The sequence below is a fragment of the Sphingobacterium sp. 2149 genome (assembly GCF_031455655.1).
GTDB lineage: Bacteria > Bacteroidota > Bacteroidia > Sphingobacteriales > Sphingobacteriaceae > Sphingobacterium.
Genome location: NZ_JAVDTD010000001.1, coordinates 76075 through 96418, shown reverse-complemented (window position 1 = coordinate 96418; position 20344 = coordinate 76075). Strand labels below are relative to the sequence as shown.

General features: G+C 40.2%; 17 protein-coding genes, 1 tRNA gene and 1 riboswitch. Of the genes, 4 read left to right on the top strand and 14 right to left on the bottom strand.

Features of this window, described 5'->3' with window-relative positions; translation table 11 throughout:
* Positions 1-6 precede the first annotated feature (6 nt).
* From J2X77_RS00390 to J2X77_RS00345, 10 genes are all read right to left on the bottom strand, one after another.
* Positions 7-246, bottom strand: coding sequence for a hypothetical protein (locus J2X77_RS00390; RefSeq protein WP_046675824.1), 240 nt, complete (start codon positions 244-246; stop codon positions 7-9).
* Between the two features lie 5 nt (positions 247-251).
* On the bottom strand, positions 252-1004 hold the full coding sequence (locus J2X77_RS00385) for a prolipoprotein diacylglyceryl transferase (protein WP_209575664.1): 753 nt from the start codon (positions 1002-1004) through the stop codon (positions 252-254).
* A gap of 142 nt (positions 1005-1146) precedes the next feature.
* The gene (gene lysA, locus J2X77_RS00380; protein ID WP_209575666.1) at positions 1147-2307 is read right to left on the bottom strand and encodes a diaminopimelate decarboxylase; all 1161 of its coding nucleotides are present in this window, start codon (positions 2305-2307) and stop codon (positions 1147-1149) included.
* Positions 2308-2320: 13 nt separating this feature from the next.
* Entirely contained in the window at positions 2321-3634 is a 1314-nt protein-coding gene (locus tag J2X77_RS00375; RefSeq protein ID WP_209575668.1) for an aspartate kinase, read from the bottom strand.
* Between the two features lie 124 nt (positions 3635-3758).
* A complete protein-coding gene (locus J2X77_RS00370; protein ID WP_209575670.1) occupies positions 3759-4706 on the bottom strand; it encodes a D-2-hydroxyacid dehydrogenase in 948 nt (315 codons plus the stop codon).
* Positions 4707-4849: 143 nt separating this feature from the next.
* Positions 4850-5920: a 3-phosphoserine/phosphohydroxythreonine transaminase gene (gene serC / locus J2X77_RS00365; protein ID WP_209575672.1), complete on the bottom strand. Its 1071-nt coding sequence runs from the start codon at positions 5918-5920 to the stop codon at positions 4850-4852.
* Between the two features lie 187 nt (positions 5921-6107).
* A complete protein-coding gene (locus tag J2X77_RS00360; RefSeq protein WP_209575674.1) occupies positions 6108-6365 on the bottom strand; it encodes a hypothetical protein in 258 nt (85 codons plus the stop codon).
* A gap of 55 nt (positions 6366-6420) precedes the next feature.
* Positions 6421-7683, bottom strand: coding sequence for an NADP-dependent isocitrate dehydrogenase (gene icd / locus J2X77_RS00355; protein ID WP_209575676.1), 1263 nt, complete (start codon positions 7681-7683; stop codon positions 6421-6423).
* Positions 7684-7709: 26 nt separating this feature from the next.
* On the bottom strand, positions 7710-9833 hold the full coding sequence (locus J2X77_RS00350; protein WP_209575678.1) for a cation:proton antiporter: 2124 nt from the start codon (positions 9831-9833) through the stop codon (positions 7710-7712).
* 115 nt (positions 9834-9948) lie between these two features.
* Entirely contained in the window at positions 9949-11166 is a 1218-nt protein-coding gene (locus tag J2X77_RS00345; RefSeq protein ID WP_209575680.1) for an FtsX-like permease family protein, read from the bottom strand.
* Positions 11167-11308: 142 nt separating this feature from the next.
* Here J2X77_RS00345 and fmt point away from each other — a divergent pair, with 142 nt between their 5' ends.
* The gene (gene fmt / locus J2X77_RS00340; RefSeq protein ID WP_310078507.1) at positions 11309-12226 is read left to right on the top strand and encodes a methionyl-tRNA formyltransferase; all 918 of its coding nucleotides are present in this window, start codon (positions 11309-11311) and stop codon (positions 12224-12226) included.
* A gap of 5 nt (positions 12227-12231) precedes the next feature.
* Here fmt and J2X77_RS00335 read toward each other — a convergent pair whose 3' ends face one another.
* On the bottom strand, positions 12232-12444 hold the full coding sequence (locus J2X77_RS00335) for a helix-turn-helix transcriptional regulator (RefSeq protein ID WP_209575684.1): 213 nt from the start codon (positions 12442-12444) through the stop codon (positions 12232-12234).
* 389 nt (positions 12445-12833) lie between these two features.
* On the opposite strand from J2X77_RS00335, the gene J2X77_RS00330 reads away from it, so the two are divergent.
* Positions 12834-13694, top strand: coding sequence for an RNA polymerase sigma factor RpoD/SigA (locus J2X77_RS00330; protein ID WP_209575686.1), 861 nt, complete (start codon positions 12834-12836; stop codon positions 13692-13694).
* A 66-nt stretch (positions 13695-13760) separates the two neighbouring features.
* Here the strand turns inward: J2X77_RS00330 and J2X77_RS00325 are convergent, their stop codons facing one another.
* Positions 13761-16616, bottom strand: coding sequence for an insulinase family protein (locus J2X77_RS00325; RefSeq protein WP_310078506.1), 2856 nt, complete (start codon positions 16614-16616; stop codon positions 13761-13763).
* A gap of 240 nt (positions 16617-16856) precedes the next feature.
* Between J2X77_RS00325 and xerD the strand changes: the two genes are divergently transcribed.
* Positions 16857-17759 (top strand): site-specific tyrosine recombinase XerD, encoded by a 903-nt coding sequence (gene xerD, locus J2X77_RS00320; RefSeq protein ID WP_209575690.1) that lies wholly within the window; start codon positions 16857-16859, stop codon positions 17757-17759.
* 203 nt (positions 17760-17962) lie between these two features.
* A tRNA-Arg gene (locus tag J2X77_RS00315) sits at positions 17963-18034 on the top strand.
* A gap of 425 nt (positions 18035-18459) precedes the next feature.
* Here the strand turns inward: J2X77_RS00315 and J2X77_RS00310 are convergent.
* Both J2X77_RS00310 and pnuC read right to left on the bottom strand, forming a co-directional pair.
* Positions 18460-19551 carry an acyl-CoA dehydrogenase gene (locus J2X77_RS00310; protein ID WP_310078505.1) on the bottom strand — a complete coding sequence of 364 codons (1092 nt, stop codon included), beginning with the start codon at positions 19549-19551 and terminating at the stop codon, positions 18460-18462.
* Complete coding sequence (gene pnuC, locus J2X77_RS00305) at positions 19526-20143, bottom strand: nicotinamide riboside transporter PnuC (protein ID WP_209575694.1); 618 nt, start codon at positions 20141-20143, stop codon at positions 19526-19528. The genes J2X77_RS00310 and pnuC overlap by 26 nt, the downstream gene beginning before the upstream one ends.
* A gap of 55 nt (positions 20144-20198) precedes the next feature.
* Positions 20199-20343, bottom strand: a riboswitch (TPP riboswitch).
* Position 20344 lies beyond the last annotated feature (1 nt).

Genomic DNA, 20344 nt, shown 5'->3' with positions numbered 1-20344 from the left:
CAATTTCTAGTTCATAAAAGTCAGACCACAGGCAAGTCCTCCTGCCAACATCGCACCAATTCCACCCAAAAGTACTTTCAGCCAGGGGTTAACATTGAATTTTGACTCCTTATTGCCTGCTTTGATAATCGAACCGATAATAATCACCAAGAGCGCAATACCGATCACAATAGCCCCTATGGTAAGTAGAAACAGTCCCAACATTGCAGTACTTTCCGACCCAAATGATCCTTCAAGCAAATACATAGTTCCTATTTTTTGATGAAACGTTCACTTTTTAATAAATAAATATAATAAATTATCACCACGATGCACGTAATTTGTATGGTACTGAGGCCAAAAAGAATAATCGCCCGCGGTTTTATAAAATCCAACACAAAACGAAAGCTAAAATAACTGAGCATAAAAAGCTGAAATAATACCCCTTTATGATAATTGTAGCGTGTTTTAAAGCATTGGAGCGCTGTAAATAAAAGAAGGAGAAATGCAATTTCATACAGCGCCACCGGATGACGTTTATAAGCGTCACCGAGATACATCCCAAATGGGCATTCGGTAGGCAGACCATAGGTTTGTTCGAAGATTCCTGTATAAAAGCAACCAACTCTACCAATGGCGATGGCCACAATCAGGGGGAAAACCATCAGATCGCCCGTGCTCTCTTTTTTCCCCATGAGCTTTTTCATCAGTTCAACTGCAATCAAACCACCGGCTAAGCCCCCTATAATGGTATTATTTACCCAGATATAGGCCCATATATTGCTCGCGCTAAGCAATTCGTCCGGACGCTCCAGGGAGCCGATAAGATGTGATCCGATGAGCGCCCCTACTCCTGCTGCGATGACAATAAGAAGTGAATTGCTATGCCCCAGGCTTTCTTGATCCTTCCATTTGAGCAACTGATAATAGCGCATACCAATAAACATGCCCAGCCCTTCCATAAAAGGATGTAGGAGAAATGTTTTTCCAAACAGATCAATCGTTACTGGAAATTCGATGGTCATTAGCATAAACAAGTATACAAAAGACAATCAATAAAATGATGAACAAAATAGCACGCTGCACACACGCACACGACAGTATGGACACCAAAAAGCCAGTCCTTATTTTGGACTGGCTTTAAAATGAATTTTCTGTTACCGCAGTTTATAACTGCGTGTTATATACAAAACGAATTTCTTCCCGTAAGTTATACCGCGAAGCCATCACCTCTCCATATGCTCCAGCCGATCGAATGGCGATCAAGTCACCACGTTTTGAAATAGGAAGTGGAACTTCCTTACCAAAGCAATCGGACGATTCACAGATCGGTCCAACAACGTCATAGTTCACAGGCTCAGCCGTATTTGCGGCACTGATATTCTCTATTTTATGATAAGCCTGATACAAAGCCGGACGCATTAATTCCGTCATTCCCGCATCCAATACCAAAAAGTTTTTCTTTACACCGTTTTTGACATATAGCACGCGGCTAACGAGGCTTCCACACTGCGCGACCAAAGCTCTCCCCAACTCAAAATGCACTTCCTGCTGTGGCGTAAGCTCCAGGAAGCGATCGAAAATATCAAAATAAGCTTCAAAATCAGGAATTGCATTTCCGTCAGGATTTTTATAATCAATCCCCAGTCCACCGCCAACATTCAACACACGAATTTGTGTACCACGTTCCTCAAACCAGTTTTTCCATTCATTGACCTTCACACATAGACTTTTGAATACCGTCATATCCGTAATCTGCGAACCTACATGGAAATGCAGGCCTACCAATTCAATGAATTCGCATCTTTTAAGCACTGCGGCACATTTTTCCAAATCCGCATTGGGTACGCCAAATTTGTTTTCATCAAGCCCCGTGGTAATATAATGATGGGTGTGCGCATCCACGTTAGGATTAATCCGCAACGCAACATTGGCCTTCACACCTTTGTTGGAGGCAAGTTCATTGATTACTTCAAGCTCCTGGATAGATTCCACATTAAATGCAAAGATATTTTGATCGAGTGCATAATTGATTTCCTTATCGGATTTACCAACGCCGGCAAAGGTAATTTTTTTAGAATCAAAGCCACATTCAATGGCTTTCTTTACCTCGTTGCCACTCACACAATCCGCTCCAAAGCCGACCGATTGGATGGCTTTCAATAACTGATCATTAAAATTGGCTTTTAATGCATAGTGAACGTGAAATCCCCGTTTGTGGGATGCAACATGTGCAGCTTCCAAAGTCTTGTTCAACACATTCAGATCATAATAATAAAACGGCGTTTCGTTCTCCGCAAATTTCGCCGCGATATCTGTATTTATCATATAAAACCTAAACTTAAAATAAACGATTGTGCAGTGAACGTAATGCTTCAGTTTTATGATCTGAATTCAATAGAATCGACACGTTAAAGTCTGAACCCCCATAGGAAATCATACGGACAGGCAGGTGTTTAACAGCATCCAGTACACGAGCAGCATATCCGTGGCTATTCAATCCAAAATCTCCGACAACACAAACAATGGTCTGATCGCCATCCACGGTGACAGAGCCAAAATCTTCCACCTCTTTAATAATATCAGTCAAGTTTGTGGTATCGTCTATGGTCAACGATACGGCTACTTCCGAAGTCGTAATCATATCGATTGGCGTTTTGTAACGCTCGAATATTTCAAATACGCGACGTAAAAAGCCATAAGCAAGGAGCATTCTCGAGGAATGGATATGGATTGCCGTGATACCATCCTTCGCGGCAATGGCACGGATACAACCTTTTTGAGCACCGTCTTTACTGATCAATGTACCCTTGGCATTCGGTTCCATGGTATTCAACAACCGGACAGGAACATTATATTTCTGTGCAGGAAATACCGATTGCGGGTGTAAAATCTTAGCACCGAAATAAGCCAGCTCGGCAGCTTCATCAAAGCTCAGGTGTGCAATCGGTGTTGTACCTTTCACGACACGTGGATCATTGTTGTGCATACCATCGATATCTGTCCAGATCTGAACCTCATCAGCACGGATTGCAGCGCCGATCAAAGATGCGGTATAATCCGACCCACCACGGCGCAAATTATCGATTTCGCCGAACGAGTTTCTACAAATAAAACCCTGTGTGATAAATAACGTATTCGCTGGGCTTTGCGCCAGGATGTGGCTCAGCTTTTCACCAATATACTCGACCATAGGCTCATTGTCCTCGTCGATTTTCATAAAATCCAAGGCCGGCAGCAACACGGATTTAATACCGATTTCATTGAGGTAGAAATGCCATAAGGCAGTAGACATCAACTCGCCTTGAGCCAAGATCACTTTCTCTTCGATTGATGTAAATAATTCATTGGCTAGGGTAGAAATCAGATTAAAATGGTAATCGATCAATTCTTTACCATTTTTATATCCTTGTTCAGTGCTGAAAAGTTCTTTAATAAGGTCTTCGTACTTATCCTTATGCTTCTTGACCAAATCTTTAGCTTCGTCCTTCTTACCTGCTGTGTAAGCTTGACTTATTTCGACCAAAGCATTTGTCGTTCCAGCAACTGCGGACAACACGACGATCTGACGTTCAGCAGGGTTTACAATATCCAACAACCCTTTGATACGTGCTGCACTCCCCACGGAAGTACCACCAAATTTTAAAACTTTCATACTGAAGTTACAATTATTAAATTTCTGTGTGCCAATATAGGCAATTCATGAATTTATATTAAAAAAAATGCGGCACAAAATCATGAAAGTTTTGTGCCGCATATCTTTGTGTTATGCGGAAGAATTACTTCTTCAAGTTTTCGATCAACAGGCCGGCCAATTCTTCGCCGATCCGTTCTTGCGCTTCATTGGTTGCCGCCCCGATATGTGGCGTCAATGAAATTTTTGGGTGCGTTAAGATTTCCTCGCGTGGAGTCGGCTCATTGTCGAACACGTCTAAACCTGCAAAGGCAACTTTACCCGAATCCAATGCTTTGACCAATTCCAACTCATCAATAACACCACCTCTTGAGGCATTGACCAAGCCAACGCCATCTTTCAACAATGGGAACTCAGCAGCTCCGATAGCCGGTTTATCCAAGAATGGAACATGCAAAGAGATGAAGTCAGAAACTTTCAACAGGCTTTCCATGTCAACCTGTTTAATCGGAACCTCCACGTGTATACCACCTGAAAGTGTTACCGTCAACGCTTTTGGTCCCTCGAATAAATCCGTGTAAACAACATCCATACCCAAACCAATAGCGATTTTAGCCACTTCGCGACCGATACGGCCAAAACCAACAATACCGATCGTCTTGCCACGTAGCTCCGTTCCAGCACCGTACGCCTTTTTGAGTGCACCAAATTTTGTATTGCCTTCAACAGGCATTTTCCTGTTGGCATCGTATAAAAAACGTACACCATTCAATAAGTGGGCAAAAACCAGCTCAGCAACCGATAATGAAGATGCCGCCGGTGTATTGACAACCGCAATCCCTTTTGAACGGGCATAGTCTACATCAATATTATCCATACCTACCCCACCACGACCAATCACTTTCAAATTGGGGCAGCCATCAATCAGGGCTTGGCGAACTTTGGTTGCGCTACGCACCGTGATTGCATCATAGGCAGGTAGCCTTGCTGCAAGCTCCTCCTGTGGGATATGATTGGTATCTACCGTATGACCAGCATCCTCCAACATTTTTTTTCCTAGTGGATCGATACCGTCATTTGCTAATATTTTCATCTTTATAAATCGTTTTTAAAAGTATCAGTAACATTCAACTTATCCGAAGACCTATCATGTGAAAAGATTTGACCTCGTTAATTCTTCATCTAAACTAATGGTTTATTTGCCACTATTTAAACTTCAGCAACATGCATACAGCTTTAGGCAGTATGGGTGTCTTCAAATTCCTTCATCGCATCAATCAGTGCGTTTACACTACTTAGTGGTAACGCATTGTAGATGGAAGCTCTAAATCCACCGACCGAACGGTGACCTTTGATTCCAATCAAATTGCGTTCTTTTGCCAAAGCCAAAAATTCAGCTTCCAGCTCTGGTGTATCCATTACAAACGTCACATTCATACGAGAGCGGTCTTCTACAGCAGCAGTGCCTTTAAATAATGGATTACGATCAATTTCATCGTATAAAGCACGTGCTTTTATAATATTTTCTTGTTCCAATACAGGAACACCACCTTTTGCTTTTAACCAGCGTAGGTTCAACATCGAAACAAAGATGGAGTATACAGGCGGTGTATTATACATTGAACCACCAGCTATCTGCAATTGATAATCCAACATCGATGGAAGAACGCGTCCTGACTTACCCAGCATATCATCTTTGACAATAACAAGCGTAACGCCAGCAGGCCCCATATTTTTTTGCGCTCCTGCATAGATCAAATCGTAGTCTGCAACGTTGATTTCCCGTGAGAAAATATCTGAAGACATATCCACAACCACGGGTAACGTCGTGGCGGGCTTTTCAAAGACTTCCGTCCCATAAATAGTATTATTGGCCGTATAGTGGAAATATGCTGCATCCGAAGGAATAACATATCCTTTAGGAATGTAGGAATAATTTTTATCGATGGACGAAGCGACAACATCTACTGTACCAAATTTTTTGGCTTCTTTTAATGCTTTTGTCGCCCACACACCAGTATCCAAATATGCGGCTTTACCTCCTTCAGGTAAAAGATTCAAAGGTGCCATCGCAAATTGCAAACTAGCCCCGCCTTGAAGGAAAAGAATCGAATATCCCTGCGGTACTGCCAATAACTCTCTTACTAATTGTGTCGCTTCATCTATCACTGCTTCAAACTCTTTGGAACGGTGAGAGATCTCTAAAATTGACAAACCGGTGTTGTTAAAATCAATTACAGCTTCTGAGGCTTGTTGAAATACTTCCTTTGGCAGAATACATGGACCTGCTCCAAAATTATGTTTCATTGATGTTATAGTTTGTTTGATTGCTTTTGTTTAACCCTAGCTAAGCAATCTGTTGTTTTAAAAACCAAAGTTAAAATAAAATTATATATTTTTCAACTAATCTGTTTTTTTATTGAAAATTTAAAAAATTACAAATGATTTCAATAAAAAGATCGCACAAAAAATACCAAATTTAATGCAAAAAACATCAGATAAGCAGTACACGCCAGGCCATATCTAACTGATTCTCTTGCAAATACTCCTTTGCTTTTAACTGCAGATGAGTATTACGGGCGGATTGATCGCCAATAAAGGCATTTAACAATTCGTAAATTTCGGGGAGGCTCGTAATCTCATCTACCTCCTGAGGCGTCGGTAAACGTTCGATCTGAGCTAACTTAATTTTATCACTTTCAGTAAAAATATTCGATTCCCTTACAAAAACCGGCAGTTGATTATAATCCATAAAAAAGCAGAAATTTTATTCTAATTTCTGCTTAATATCTCGAAAAATAAAATGCTTATATTTTTTCAATCATCCGATCCGCAAATTCACTTGTTTTGACTAACGTAGCATCGTCCATCAAATTATAAAAATCTATCGTCACCGTCTTGGCTATTATTGTCTCACCCAAAGCCTTTACAATTGCGTCCGCTGCCTCGTTCCAGCCCAGGTATTGAAATAACATGACACCGCTCAAAATCACAGAAGAGGGGTTCATGGTATCGGTATTGGCAAATCTTGGCGCAGTACCATGGGTTGCTTCAAAAACGGCATGCCCAGTTTTAAAATTAATATTCGCCCCGGGTGCTATACCTATCCCCCCAACCATTGCCGCCAAAGCATCTGAAATATAATCACCATTCAGATTTAATGTAGCGACCACCGAAAAATCACGTGGATTGAGCAGAATTTGCTGTAAAAAATTATCTGCGATAATATCTTTAATTAAAATTTTCCCCGATCCCAGCGCATCTTTCTGCTCTTGATTGGCAGCCTCCTCACCCTTATCAGCTTTTGTGCGCTCCCATTGCCCCCAGGTATACGTATGATCGGCAAATTCCTTCTCAGCAACCTCATAGCCCCATAACTTAAACGCCCCTTCGGTAAATTTCATGATGTTTCCTTTGTGAACGATCGTCACGGAAGGTAAACTGTGATCAATAGCGTGTGCTATAGCAGCGCGAACCAATCGCTTAGAACCTTCCTCAGAGACTAATTTAACTCCGACTCCTGTAGTCGCCGAAAAGCCATAGTCGATATCAAGCTCATCGTGCAAAAAATCTTGAAGTTTATTGGCTTCAGCTGTACCCGCCTGAAATTCTATTCCCGCATAAATATCCTCCGTATTTTCCCGAAAGATAACCATATCCACATATTCCGGATGTTTAACAGGCGAAGGAACTCCTTTAAACCATTTGGTAGGACGCTGACAAACATACAGATCCAGATCCTTACGCAATGCAACATTTAACGAACGAATACCTCCCCCAACAGGTGTTGTTAGCGGCCCTTTGATGCCAACCAGATATTCTTTCAATATATTCAACGTTTCTCTTGGCAGCCATTCACCCGTTTCTTTGAAGGCCTTCTCGCCTGCCAACACCTCTTTCCATGTTATTTTACGCTGTCCACCATACCCTTTTTCTACCGCCTTATCAAACACACGAACGGCCGCATGCCAAAGGTCAGGACCTATACCGTCACCGATAATAAAAGGAATTGTTGGGAAATCTGGCACCTGTAAGACGCCTTCGCTTGACATTGTAATCTTATTTGACATAACCTTCAATTTTAACGGACAAATTACTATCCCTTATTAAACATATTTCCGATTTCTTTGCTAATCTTTCTAAAGATTGGAGCAGCTTCTACATCTTCATACTCATCGATGTGTGCATTTTCAATCCTACTAGGGAACACTAAAACAAGATTTTCGTTTGCATAAATCCGATCTAATTTCTTTGCTACACCATCCAATGAATCGCGATAAGAAACTTCACCATTTCTGGCAGAAACGAAAATGAACATCGCCCCTTCTTCCTTAAACGCTTTAAGCCCCTGCAAATTGTCCCAGGCATTGTAATGTCTAAAAGTAACAGGAACAGAATTTTTCAACTCAACAAGATATTCTTCAATGGCGGCAGCAGAGCGCTCATCGACAACAAACGTGATCGGAATAGATAACTCCTGAGCAAGCTTGACAACCTTTTCCAGCCAGTACTCAAAACCAAATTCGGCCTCACACATGGGCGGAGCAAAAACGATAATGGACTTGTTGGAGATAAAGGGTTTTTTAAAATGACATAACATCACATTCGCTGACGTTCGATTTAAAATACTTTCCGTTTTCTCCCCCACAAACTTATCCATAAAATTGGCTGCACTCGGCCAGCCCAAAACAATACAATTTGCAGAAACTTCTTTAGCAGACCTCGCCACTCCGCTGGCAATATTCAAGTCTATTGTTGCACTGATATTAACACTTGTCTCACTGCCAGAGGCATAACGCACCATGTTATCCAGATTTTTCCGTGCCTTTGACATGTTCAATTGTGCCTGTTCGTTATCTTTCACAACAGAAACAATACTGACGGGATACGAACACTTCTTACTCTTAATGTAGGTTGAAAAATCAAGAATAGGTTCCATATTATCCATATTAGCGATTGATATGAGAATGTTTTCGTCTTTTTCCTTCACTACATCCGTATGTTCTTCATCCTGTTCTCCGTCCATCACCACTTTACGTGAAGCATTCCCCGTAACCACAGTTGCGACAATGCAGGTAACCAAAATCAACAAGATCGTTCCATTAAGTACGTTTTCATCGATAATTCCATTCTTATGGCCAACCATGATTACAGCCAATGTTGCCGCAGCATGCGCACTACTCAACCCAAATATTAGATTGCGCTGACCACGGCTATACTTGAAAACAATCTGTGTCAACCAGGCCGCCACATATTTTCCGACGATCGCCACAACGGTGAGCGTCCCCGCGATTATAAGCGCTTGTGGACCTTTCAGAATCACACTCACATCGACAATCATCCCTACCGATATCAAGAAAAACGGAATGAAAATTGCATTCCCAATAAACTCAATCCGATTCATCAAAGCGGAGGAATGAGGAATCAGTTTGTTCAGGGCCAAACCTGCCACGAATGCTCCAATAATAGGCTCTAGACCGGCAATTTCGGCTAAAAAAGCAGCAAAAAACACCACAGAAAGAACAAAAATATAATTGGAGGTCTTTTCACTCCCCAGACGTTCGAAAAACCATTTTGCAATTCGTGGAATAACACCAAACATGATAAAAAGGAAGATGGCGAAAGAAATTGCCAGCGTTATCCAAAACTCATTTCCAATATTGCCCTGAGACACTCCCGTAATAACAGCAAGTATAATTAACACAGCCGTATCCGTCAGGATTGTTCCACCGATCGTAATGGCAACAGCTTCCATTTTCGAAATACCATAACTGTTTACAATGGGATAGGAAACCAATGTGTGGGTAGCGAACATACTCGAAATCAATAAGCTTGGCAATACACCATATCCGAGTAATAAGTGACAAACCGGATAGCCAATGCTGATCGGAACAATGAATGTCAGGAAGCCAAAAAGCAGACTTTTGTTCTTGGTCTTTTTAAATTCATTCATATCTAACTCGAGGCCGGCGATAAACATGATATAGAGAAGACCTATTGTTGAAAATAGTGTAATAGCCGAATTTTTCTCCAGCCAATTTAACCCATGCGGACCAATAATCACACCCGATATAATCAATCCTATAATACCCGGAACCTTAATTGGGCGTAGTACAATAGGTGATAAAAGTATAATAAAAAGTACCAGAGAAAATATAAGTACAGGATTTTGTAAAGGCGCTTCGAAAGCGTGGGAAATATGCTCAAAAGTTTTATTCATAAGTGCTTGTATACTAACCGTAAAACATAACTACTTATTTTTCTATACAGCTCGAAAAATAGTTAACAGCACTAAAAATACGATTTTTTTTAGAATGCGATGTCTAAAAACAGTGCTACTTAAAAGAAATTGCCTTAATTGGATTAATTTTGGTAATTAACATAGAAGGAATGAACAATGAAATCATCCCAATAAATACAACGGCCAAATTGACTAAAATCACATCAGACCACTGCAGCTTAACAGCGACATAGGAGATGTAATAGGTTTTCTCGTCCAATTTAAAAAAGTGGGTAAAGTCCTGGAAAAAGTAAAAGCCCAAACCGATCAGATTACCAATTAATAATCCAAGACCGATCAGGTAAAGTGCACTATACATGAAGACCCGACGAATTCCGGCATTGTGATAGCCCAGTGCTTTTAAAATACCGATCATCGATGTGCGCTCAAGGATTGTGATCAACAGTGCAGAGATCATATTAATGATAGCGACTACAGTCATCAATATAAAAATGATCTTGGTATTCATATCCAACAATTCCAGCCACTGAAAAATATCCGGCACCTGATCCTTAATATTGATGGCCTGCATATCGATAGGCAATAGATCTTCCACCTTACTGGTTGTCTGTGCAAGCTGACTAAAATCTTTAATTCTAATCTCATAACCGCCCACTTCATGATCGTCGAGGTTACTTAGTTTGCGAATAACATGGAGCGATCCGATCACATAAACCTTATCTAACTCTTCAGAACCCGTATTAAAAATTCCTTTTATGACAAATTTACGTTTACGGATTGGGTCTTGGACGAAATACATGATAAAATCATCACCAACGTTCAACAATAATCGATCTGCAAGATACTTGGATACCAAAATCTGATTATCAGCATCGTCCGATTTAAAGTCTATCATATTCCCTTCAATCAACATACGCTGAAAGGGCTGTTGATTATACAATGAATCGATACCTTTAAGCACTACGCCTTCAACCTCATTGTTTACATTAATAATCCCTGCCTTGGTCGCAAAAGAACTGATCGAACTTACTTCAGGAATAGCCAGTATTGACTTTTGAAGCTTTGGCGTAAGCGAAATCGCGGCATTCTCGTACGATTTATTGAGGTCGTAACGTAGCACCAATACATCTGCAAAAAAGCTTCTTTGCTTACTTATAATTTCGTCTTTGAATCCGCGCAATACTGCAATCGAGATAATTATCGCTGCAATTGCAAGAGCAATAGCACCAATAGTTACCCGAACGATCAATTTTGAAAACGTTCTTTTGCCAGAAAATGCAATCCGATTTGCTAAAAAATAAGGAAAATTCAAGCTTTAAATATATTTATGTAACTTCGCAAAGTTATAAAAATTTGTTAGTCTCAAAACTGAAATGACAAATAATTAGGTGTTTTGTAGCAGGTCATTCCAGGATCCATTACGACACCTGTTTAAAGAGTTTTAAAAAAATATTATGCGTATTATTTTCATGGGTACTCCCGATTTTGCTGTCGCTTCACTTGAGGCACTTATTCAATCTGGCGAACAAGTCGTAGCTGTAGTAACGGTTCCGGACAAACCTGCTGGACGTGGACAAAAAATACACGAGTCGGCCGTAAAAATATTTGCTAAACAACATCACATTCCAGTTCTCCAGCCGGTCAAGCTGCGCGAGGAATCTTTTTTAAACGAACTGAGGAGCTACCAATCTGACCTACAGGTTGTAGTTGCTTTTCGCATGCTTCCTGAGGTTGTGTGGAATATGCCTAAATTTGGAACAATCAATGTTCACGCCTCTCTGCTACCCCAGTATAGAGGAGCTGCGCCCATTAACCATGCAATTATAAATGGGGAGAAAGAATCCGGAGTAACTACCTTCTTGCTACAACACGAAATCGATACCGGCAATATATTATTGTCAAAAAAAGTGACGATCAAAGATACCGATAATGCGGGCGATCTTCATGATAAGCTCATGGTTGCGGGGGCAGAAACGCTTCTTCAAACTATCCAACAATTAAAAGCAGGAACTTTACAGCCTCAGCCGCAAGAGGTCGTTGTAACAGAAGGGCCTTTAAAACATGCGCCAAAAATTTTTAAAGAAGACTGTAAAATAAATTGGGATCAACCAACAGAAACTGTCTACAACTTCATCCGAGGCTTAAGCCCTTACCCTGCTGCATTTACGCTGCTAAATGAAAAGGTATTAAAAATCTATGATGCGAAAAAAGAAACTGTCCATACTGGTACAGTGCCGGGCACACTTGCCACCGATAAAAAAAGTTTCTTAAAAATTGCGACTCAGGACGGCTACCTTATTATCTCTGACCTTCAACTGGAAGGCAAAAAAAGAATGAATGTAGTGGATTTTCTAAAAGGCTATCGATTTTAGCCTTTCTAGTCCCCACCATCATCGTATTGCAGCAGATCACCAGGCTGACAGTCTAATGCTTTGCATATCGCTTCAAGGGTGTCTAATCGCAATGCCTTTGCTTTTTGGTTCTTAATGATTGAAAGATTAGACAATGTAATTCCGACTTTGTCACTCAATTGATTAAGTGACATCTTTTTCTCTTTCATTATTCTATCCAAGTGAATTAAGATTGGCATAATATAATTTTTATTCTTTAAAATTTATTAATGTCTTTACTAAAACAAAAACACACACAGTTTTGTTTTATCATAAAATTATCATTTTAAAATAAATTTCGAAAATATGAATTGGAACATAAATCAACTATCAGACCGTTAGATTGCGAATAATAAGAAAAAAAATTAAACCCTTTAGCGCTTTAGCAGTCAAATAGTTGAATACGATTAGTGGTAAATATAAGAAAAAAAACATTAAAATGGAATAGTTTTTGATAGCTTTAAATTCCATATCAAAAAAACCTAACTCATTAGATATGAGTGGTTAGTTAATCAATTTTCCATTAATAATTCAAAAATTTTTCGTATTTTCGCAAACATTTCTTAGAGAGGAGAATTAATAAAAATTAATGAGACAGCTCAAAATTACACAATCTATTACCAATCGTGAGTCACAGTCTTTGGACAAATACTTACACGAAATTGGTAAAGTAGACTTAATTACAGCAGAAGAAGAAGTTGAATTAGCACAGCGCATCCGTGAAGGTGACCAAGTTGCCTTGGAAAAATTGACTAAAACCAACCTTCGTTTCGTCGTATCAGTAGCAAAACAATATCAAAATCAAGGTTTAACCTTAGGTGATTTAATCAACGAAGGTAACCTGGGCTTAATTAAAGCAGCTAAACGTTTTGACGAAACAAAGGGTTTTAAATTTATTTCTTATGCGGTTTGGTGGATTCGCCAATCTATTCTTCAAGCAATTGCTGAACAATCACGTATCGTACGTCTGCCATTGAATCAAGTTGGTTCATTGAGCAAAATCAGTAAGGCTTTCTCAAAACTAGAACAAGAATACGAACGAGAGCCGTCTCCAGAAGAATTAGCGGATATTCTCGAAACTACGGTAGACAAAGTTTCGGATACCCTAAGTAACTCTGGGCGTCACGTATCTATGGATGCTCCTTTTGTTCAAGGTGAAGAAAATACACTTTTGGACGTACTGGAAAACCATGATCCAGACACAGACAGTTCTTTGATCGATGAATCACTATCCGAAGAAATCAAACGATCATTGGCAACATTAACAGAAAGAGAACGTGAAATTATCGTACTTTTCTTTGGATTAGGTTCCAATCACCAACTGTCGTTAGAGGAAATCGGAGAGAAATTCAGTTTGACACGTGAGCGCGTTCGTCAGATCAAAGACAAAGCTCTTCAACGTTTGAGACACACTTCAAGAAGCAAAATCTTAAAATCCTACTTGGGTTAACAAGAGATACTTATTAAAAATTTTGGCAATCCCAATCAGAAATGATTGGGATTTTTTATGTACCTCTTATTTTGAATCCGGCATCAAAATAAATTCAAAAAGTCGATCCTTTTTCAAATATTTTCCTGCAACATCCTGTACGGACTTTGGTGTCACCTTTTTCAAATTATCCAACCTGCGTGTATAGCGCATAAGATCGAGATCATTCTGATAAGAACTGGATATGTAGTTCAACCAATAGCTATTTTCACGAAGATTTAACTCGTTTTGTCGCAGTTGCTCTGCCAGAAATTTCTCCAGATCCCCTTTGTCGGGTCCTTGTTCCTGAATCTTTTTGACCTCATCCAATGCCGAAGCGATTAAGGCATCAGTCTTATCAACTGCTGAACCAAAGCCAATAGAAAAAGCATAGCGGGGTTTTGGTAGCTTATTGAAATTTGCCTGAGCCCCTACACCATAGACACCACCTTCTTTTTCACGAAGTCGTTCAAGTAATTTGATCGTCAACACACTTTCTAAAGCTTCCATATTGACATTTTCAGCCTCTCCAAAACTATAGTCTCCATAATACGCCAATTGTGTGCTCGCCTTTTCTTCTTTGCCTTTGTGAACAACTATGCGTTCGCCTTTGCTTGGCTCCACAATATTTAGATCTCTATAACTTTCGCCTCTTTTTTGAATCGGTAGCGAAGCGAGATACGTTTCTAAATAAGGCTTAATCTGATTCTCGTCAAACGACCCTACGATGGTAAACACAAAATCAGAGGCATCCGCAAAGCGTTCTTTATAAATTGCCAACGCACGGTCCCTATCGATTTTGCTGATCATTTCGACTGTCGGATTTTGACGACGGACATTATTACCGTACAATACTTCTTTCACTTTGTCGGAAAACACATTATTGGGGTTGCTTAATCTATTTTCCAAAGATCCTTTCGCTCTGGTCATTGTACTCTGGAAAATATCCTGATCTAAACGAGGTTCAGTAAAATAACCATAAATCAATTCAAAAGCGTTCTTCAAACCTTCTTTATCTGTACGACCTGAAATACCCTCATAACGTTCGGAGATGTATGGAGAGATCGAAACATCTTTTCCTGAAAGGTACTTTGTGAGCTCAATGTTGCTCATTTGCCCTACACCACTGGCATCAATTAAAGAAGATGCATTGGCGGCCGAAAAGTAATCGGCGTCGTTATAGAGCGAGGTTCCTCCCGGGCTATACGCCATGATCTGGATCTCATCGTTTTTAAAATTCGTAGGCTTAAGGATCACTTTTACGCCGTTACTTAGTGTCAATTCTTTTGCTTGAACGGCATCAATATTTTTAGACGATACAACCTTGCCTTTCACGGGTTCTTTTGAGAGTAGCGGAAGATCAGAAACTTTATCATCATAAGCAGTGACGGGGCTCTCTTCAACTGCTTTTACCCAGCCCATTACCGCAGATTCAGTCGGCAAGGTTGCTTTATCTTTTTCGGGCGCCATCACCAATACATCGCGGTTCAGATCGGTATAATATTTTTTTACCAAGCCGTTGACCTCAGTCAGTTTTAAAGTCGGCAGCAGCTGCTTAGTCAGACGGTAGGCATCTTCATTGCTTAAAGCAGGTTCGCCATCGATAAAATAATTGAGATAACGATTGACATAGCTATCCGATTTCTTTTTATCGCGTTCGATAAAAGACATCTCATTACCTTTTTTCATATCTGCAATAGCACGGTTCAGCTCCGTTTGTGTGAAACCATACTTTTGGATGCGCTCAAATTCGGTTAACATAGCTTTAAATCCCGACTCGAGCTCCCCGGGCTTAGGCACAACCAACAATGAAAAGGTATTGAGGTTGGCCACAAAATCGCTAATACTTCCACCGGCTTGCATAAAAGGAGGATTCGGCTGTTGCATCAATTCAGAAAAACGCCCAGCGATCATCTTGTTGAAAACACTTTTCAAAAGTTCGTTTCTGTAATCTCCTACGGTTTCCACTTTATCCTTTTCGCTTTTGATGAGAATCTGAGCCACCGTATAAGGTAACTCTGGATCTGAAATTGCTAAGAACTGGTTTTTGTTTAGCAGGTCTACCCGGTATTTTTTACGCTCCAATGCTTTCTTGGGCATTTTCATATCGGCAAACAACACCTTCACCCGTTCTTCCATTTCCTTAGGATCAATATCTCCTACGATAATTAAAGCTTGCAAATCGGGACGATACCAGTCTTGGTGAAACTGGCGTATTTCCGAATAAGGAAACGTTTTAAGTATCTCCTCCGTACCGATTGGTAAGCGTTTGGAATAAAGCGAACCATTCAGCAACATTGGAAAATATTGATCTTGGAGACGTTGTTGCACTCCTCTCCCGCCGCGCTTCTCTTCTAAGATAACTCCGCGTTCTTTATCGATCTCCTCAGCATCCAATAGTGCATCTTGGGCCCAGTCGCGCATGACTTGCAAACCATTCTTCAAAAGTTCAGGGTCATCAGAAGGAATTGGCAATTGGTAAACGGTCTGGTCAAAGCTGGTGTAGGCATTCAGATCCGAACCAAAGCGAACCCCGGCCTTTTGCAGATAATTGACCAATTCGTTTTTCGGAAAATGCTTCAGACCATTGAAATTCATGTGCTCCAAAAAATGGGCTAAGCCCAGTTGCTTTTCATTTTCCAGAATAGAGCCTGCTTTCATACCCAAATACATCGTAACACGGCCTTTCGGCTCGCTATTTTTACGAATAAAGTATGTAAATCCATTTTTGAGTTTACCTGTAACCACTTCATTATCGAAGGGTAATTTCTGATTCAAAGCCACACTATCTTGTGATAGAATCGCTCGCGCTTCCGCAGTTAACGTGGTTGGCATTGTTGCTTCCGCTACATAAAAGGTAGCTGGTAACAGAAAAGCTAATGCTAATGGTTTAATGAATTTCATAGAAAAAATTTCTTTTTTTTCAGTTATTTTTATCAATTGTTTGCTATTAGGGTAAACGGAACTGGAGATGAATGTTCCGATAAATCATAAAATACAGATCACTACGATTATTCTCCAACACCTTATCGAACAGCATACTGCTGCTGCTTTTACTGCATGTGGTTCGGATCGGTAGAAATCACTCTAAAAATACTGAATATCTTTCAAAAAGAACGACAGTTAATTGTAATTTTGCTGCAAATGGATTTTAAAAACTGGAACGTCATCAAAAAAGAATTCGAACAATTCTTAAAGTTCGAAAGAGGCTTAAGTGCAAATTCTATTGACGCTTACTTAAATGACGTATCCAAATTTCAGATTTATTGTGAAGACAATCATTTGGTTTTAAATAGCATAGCGAGAAAAAATATTCAGGAATTTTTGGTTTGGCTGCAGCAATTCAATATTTCACCTTTCACGCAGTCGAGATTGATATCTGGACTTAAAACCTTTTTTAGCTTTTTGATCATTGAGCATGCATTCAGCAACAATCCTACAGACCTTATTCAGGCACCGCGTTTGGCGCGCAAGCTGCCCAGTGTTTTAAGTATACAGGAGGTCGATCAATTGATTTCTGCAATCGATCTCTCTTCATCCGAGGGCCAACGAAATAAAACTATCATCGAAATCTTATACGGATGTGGCCTCCGTGTTTCGGAACTTACCACACTCAAACTATCCAATCTATTTTTAGATGTAGAATTTATCAAAGTTGAAGGCAAGGGAAGCAAAGAACGCCTCATACCAATTGGTCAACATGCCATTAAACACCTCCGCATCTACCTGGAAACCATCAGGCCTCACATCAAGATTAAACCAGGAAATGAAGATATTGTATTTCTCAACAGACGAGGAGCTGCATTATCCCGGGTCATGATATTTTTGATCATCAAAGAACTTGCCCTAAAAATAGGCATACAGAAAAACATTAGCCCACATACCTTTCGCCATAGTTTTGCCTCTCATTTGGTGGAAGGCGGTGCCGATTTGCGCGCTGTACAGGACATGCTCGGACACGAAAGTATCACGACTACCGAAATATATACGCATATAGATAAGGATTACCTACATTCCGTAATCACGCAATACCACCCACGGTCATAACCAACCTGCTGTCAACTGTCACCTTTTTCCGATCCGAAGTATGCATAAACAAATCATTAGCACCGACTTAAAAAAATGAGGAACTGCTGAAATCTAGAAGCAAAAAAACGGCGCTAATTATCGCTAAAAATTGTCTGCTAAAAGTTTCAATTTTATCGTAAAGATATTTGTTAGATCTAGAAAATAGTATATCTTTGCGGGACGTTCCCGTAGTTCAATGGATAGAATTTCAGATTCCGGTTCTGACGATGTGGGTTCGACCCCCGCCGGGAACACAAAAGGAGACATTTCAAAGAAATTGTCTCCTTTTTTTAATATACCTAATCCAGCCCTATGTTGACTTCGTCACTTTAATATTTCTCAGCATTCCTTAAAGCCAAAAATTCCGCAATGCGTGCGAATCGGTTGGCTATGTCATGGCAAAAAATAGCTAAGATACCAATTAGAATGAAGATATCCTAACACCAATTTACCCCTAAGCACAGCCTTAGAACAATTGTTAACCAGTTCTGGTTCAGTGCTTGTTCACTCGTCACTGAATCACCACTGAGTAAGCACTGAACGAGCACTGAACAAGCACTGCAAAAAGGCTCGAGTTAGTTACAAGTTAGTCTTCTTTTGGTACATCGAAAATTGGCAGCGGAAAATCTGTAGATAACCCAGCATTTGTAACAAAAAATTCTTTAAACTAAGCTTTTCTTTATATACTTTTTTGCAACAACTTATGCTGTGAAGCAGTAAAAATATTTCGGAAGATGATATTGATCTCTTGGTCAACGGTCGCCCCCAAAATCCCTGCATGAGGATAGAGTTTAACGGTATTCATTAAGATGGAAGACACAAAATCACGGCTTTGCGTCGCTATTTGCGCATAAATTAAGGCATTATCGATTCCATTACTGAGGTTATCCCAAGAATGATCAGCCAAATTCAGGATAGCATCCTTTTGTATTATGAAATCCTGTTGAAGTTCATCGAGCATGCCGAAAGCGGCTTTACTCGCTGCATACTCCCATTTGGACGCTTTACTTTTTAACACAAACAGTTTTTCAATCAAATCTAGAAATCGCTTATACATCCCGATAAAATTCGCCAGCAGGGTCAACTCAGCGAAAGGCATAAAGGGATATTGATAGCGTAGATCACTGCGTGTGCTTTTTGCCGCATTGATTTCGAAACACTGTTTACCATCAATCTGAACGTCCTGCAGCGAAAAAGAGTGCGAGGCTGTCACTTGTAATCCGAATGTATCCCAGTCATAATGAACCAGCGCATGTTCCCTATCGACAAAAAATGATTTTACAAGGGGATCTCCCCTGTCATCCAATACGGGATTGCCCTCTTCCTCAATCGTTGCATTCAACGTAAAATGGGTTAAATGGGGAGCTCCAGTGGCGTATTTCCAAAATCCTGTGAGTCGATAATGTTCACCATCGCGCGTTGCTGTGCCAGATGCCTGACCGCTACCACCGAAACAAACGCGTTCCGTTTTAAAAATTTGATCTCCTAAAACGGGGTCAATAAAACCCACAAAAAGATTTGCTCCCGAACATAATGTAACTGTCCAGGCCAGCCCGCCGTCCCAATACGCTAAATCAGCCAATACATTGAGACCTTCGGGCACCGTTAAACCTAATCCCCCCAATTCAACGGGAATCCAGATTTTGAACCATTTTCTGCGATAGATTAGCTCCAACTGTTCATCCGACAAGGATTTCTGCTGAATACCTTTTGCCTGACTGTCTTTCAGAATTGCAATATCCGCACTATTGAGTTGCATATCTCTCTTCACGTATGATTTTCCTCCAATTTAAATATCCACTAAATGCCATAACAAATAAAAACAAAGTCAGTCCGGAATAAAGAAACAATCCTTTATGGATCAATAACGGAATAGCCATTAGATTGCTAATATTCAACAGTATCCAATTTTCTATTTTACGTTTTGCCAACAACCACATTCCTGCCCAAGCGGTACAAGAAACGGCAGAATCCCATAGTGGAACATCCGAGTCGGTTAAGTGCACCAATCCAAAATAGAACAACAGAAAACCAGCGGTGCAGATAAAGCTTACTATCCACCAATCTTTCTTTTCACAATTCGTGATCGGCGTAGCGACGTCACTGCTATATTTCCAATACATCCAGCCGTAGATGCTCATGACTAAATAATACAGGTGCAACAATATTTCAGCATACAGTTTTGCATGAAATAATACATATACGGATATCAGTATGCCTATAATTCCAAAAATATAATGGATTGATTTATTTTGCCGTGAAAACCAGACTTGCAGAATGCCGAAAGAAACCCCTAGCCATTCCGCTATTGTGGCCTGCTGCATCTGTTTTATAAAAGCGTCGATAATGGATTCGGGAGTCATTCGAATTGTTTATTATTGCGTGTGATCTTATAATAAACCTTCGGGGAAAAAAGCTGTTTTTATTGAAATTAAATCCCTACGCCAGCATTACCTGGATCAGGTATATAAAAGCGATTGTACAAAGAGGAACAATCGCTTTTATTGGGTATAATCTCAGCCCAGAACGGCCAAAGCCGTTCGAAGCACCCCTCGAGTATATTG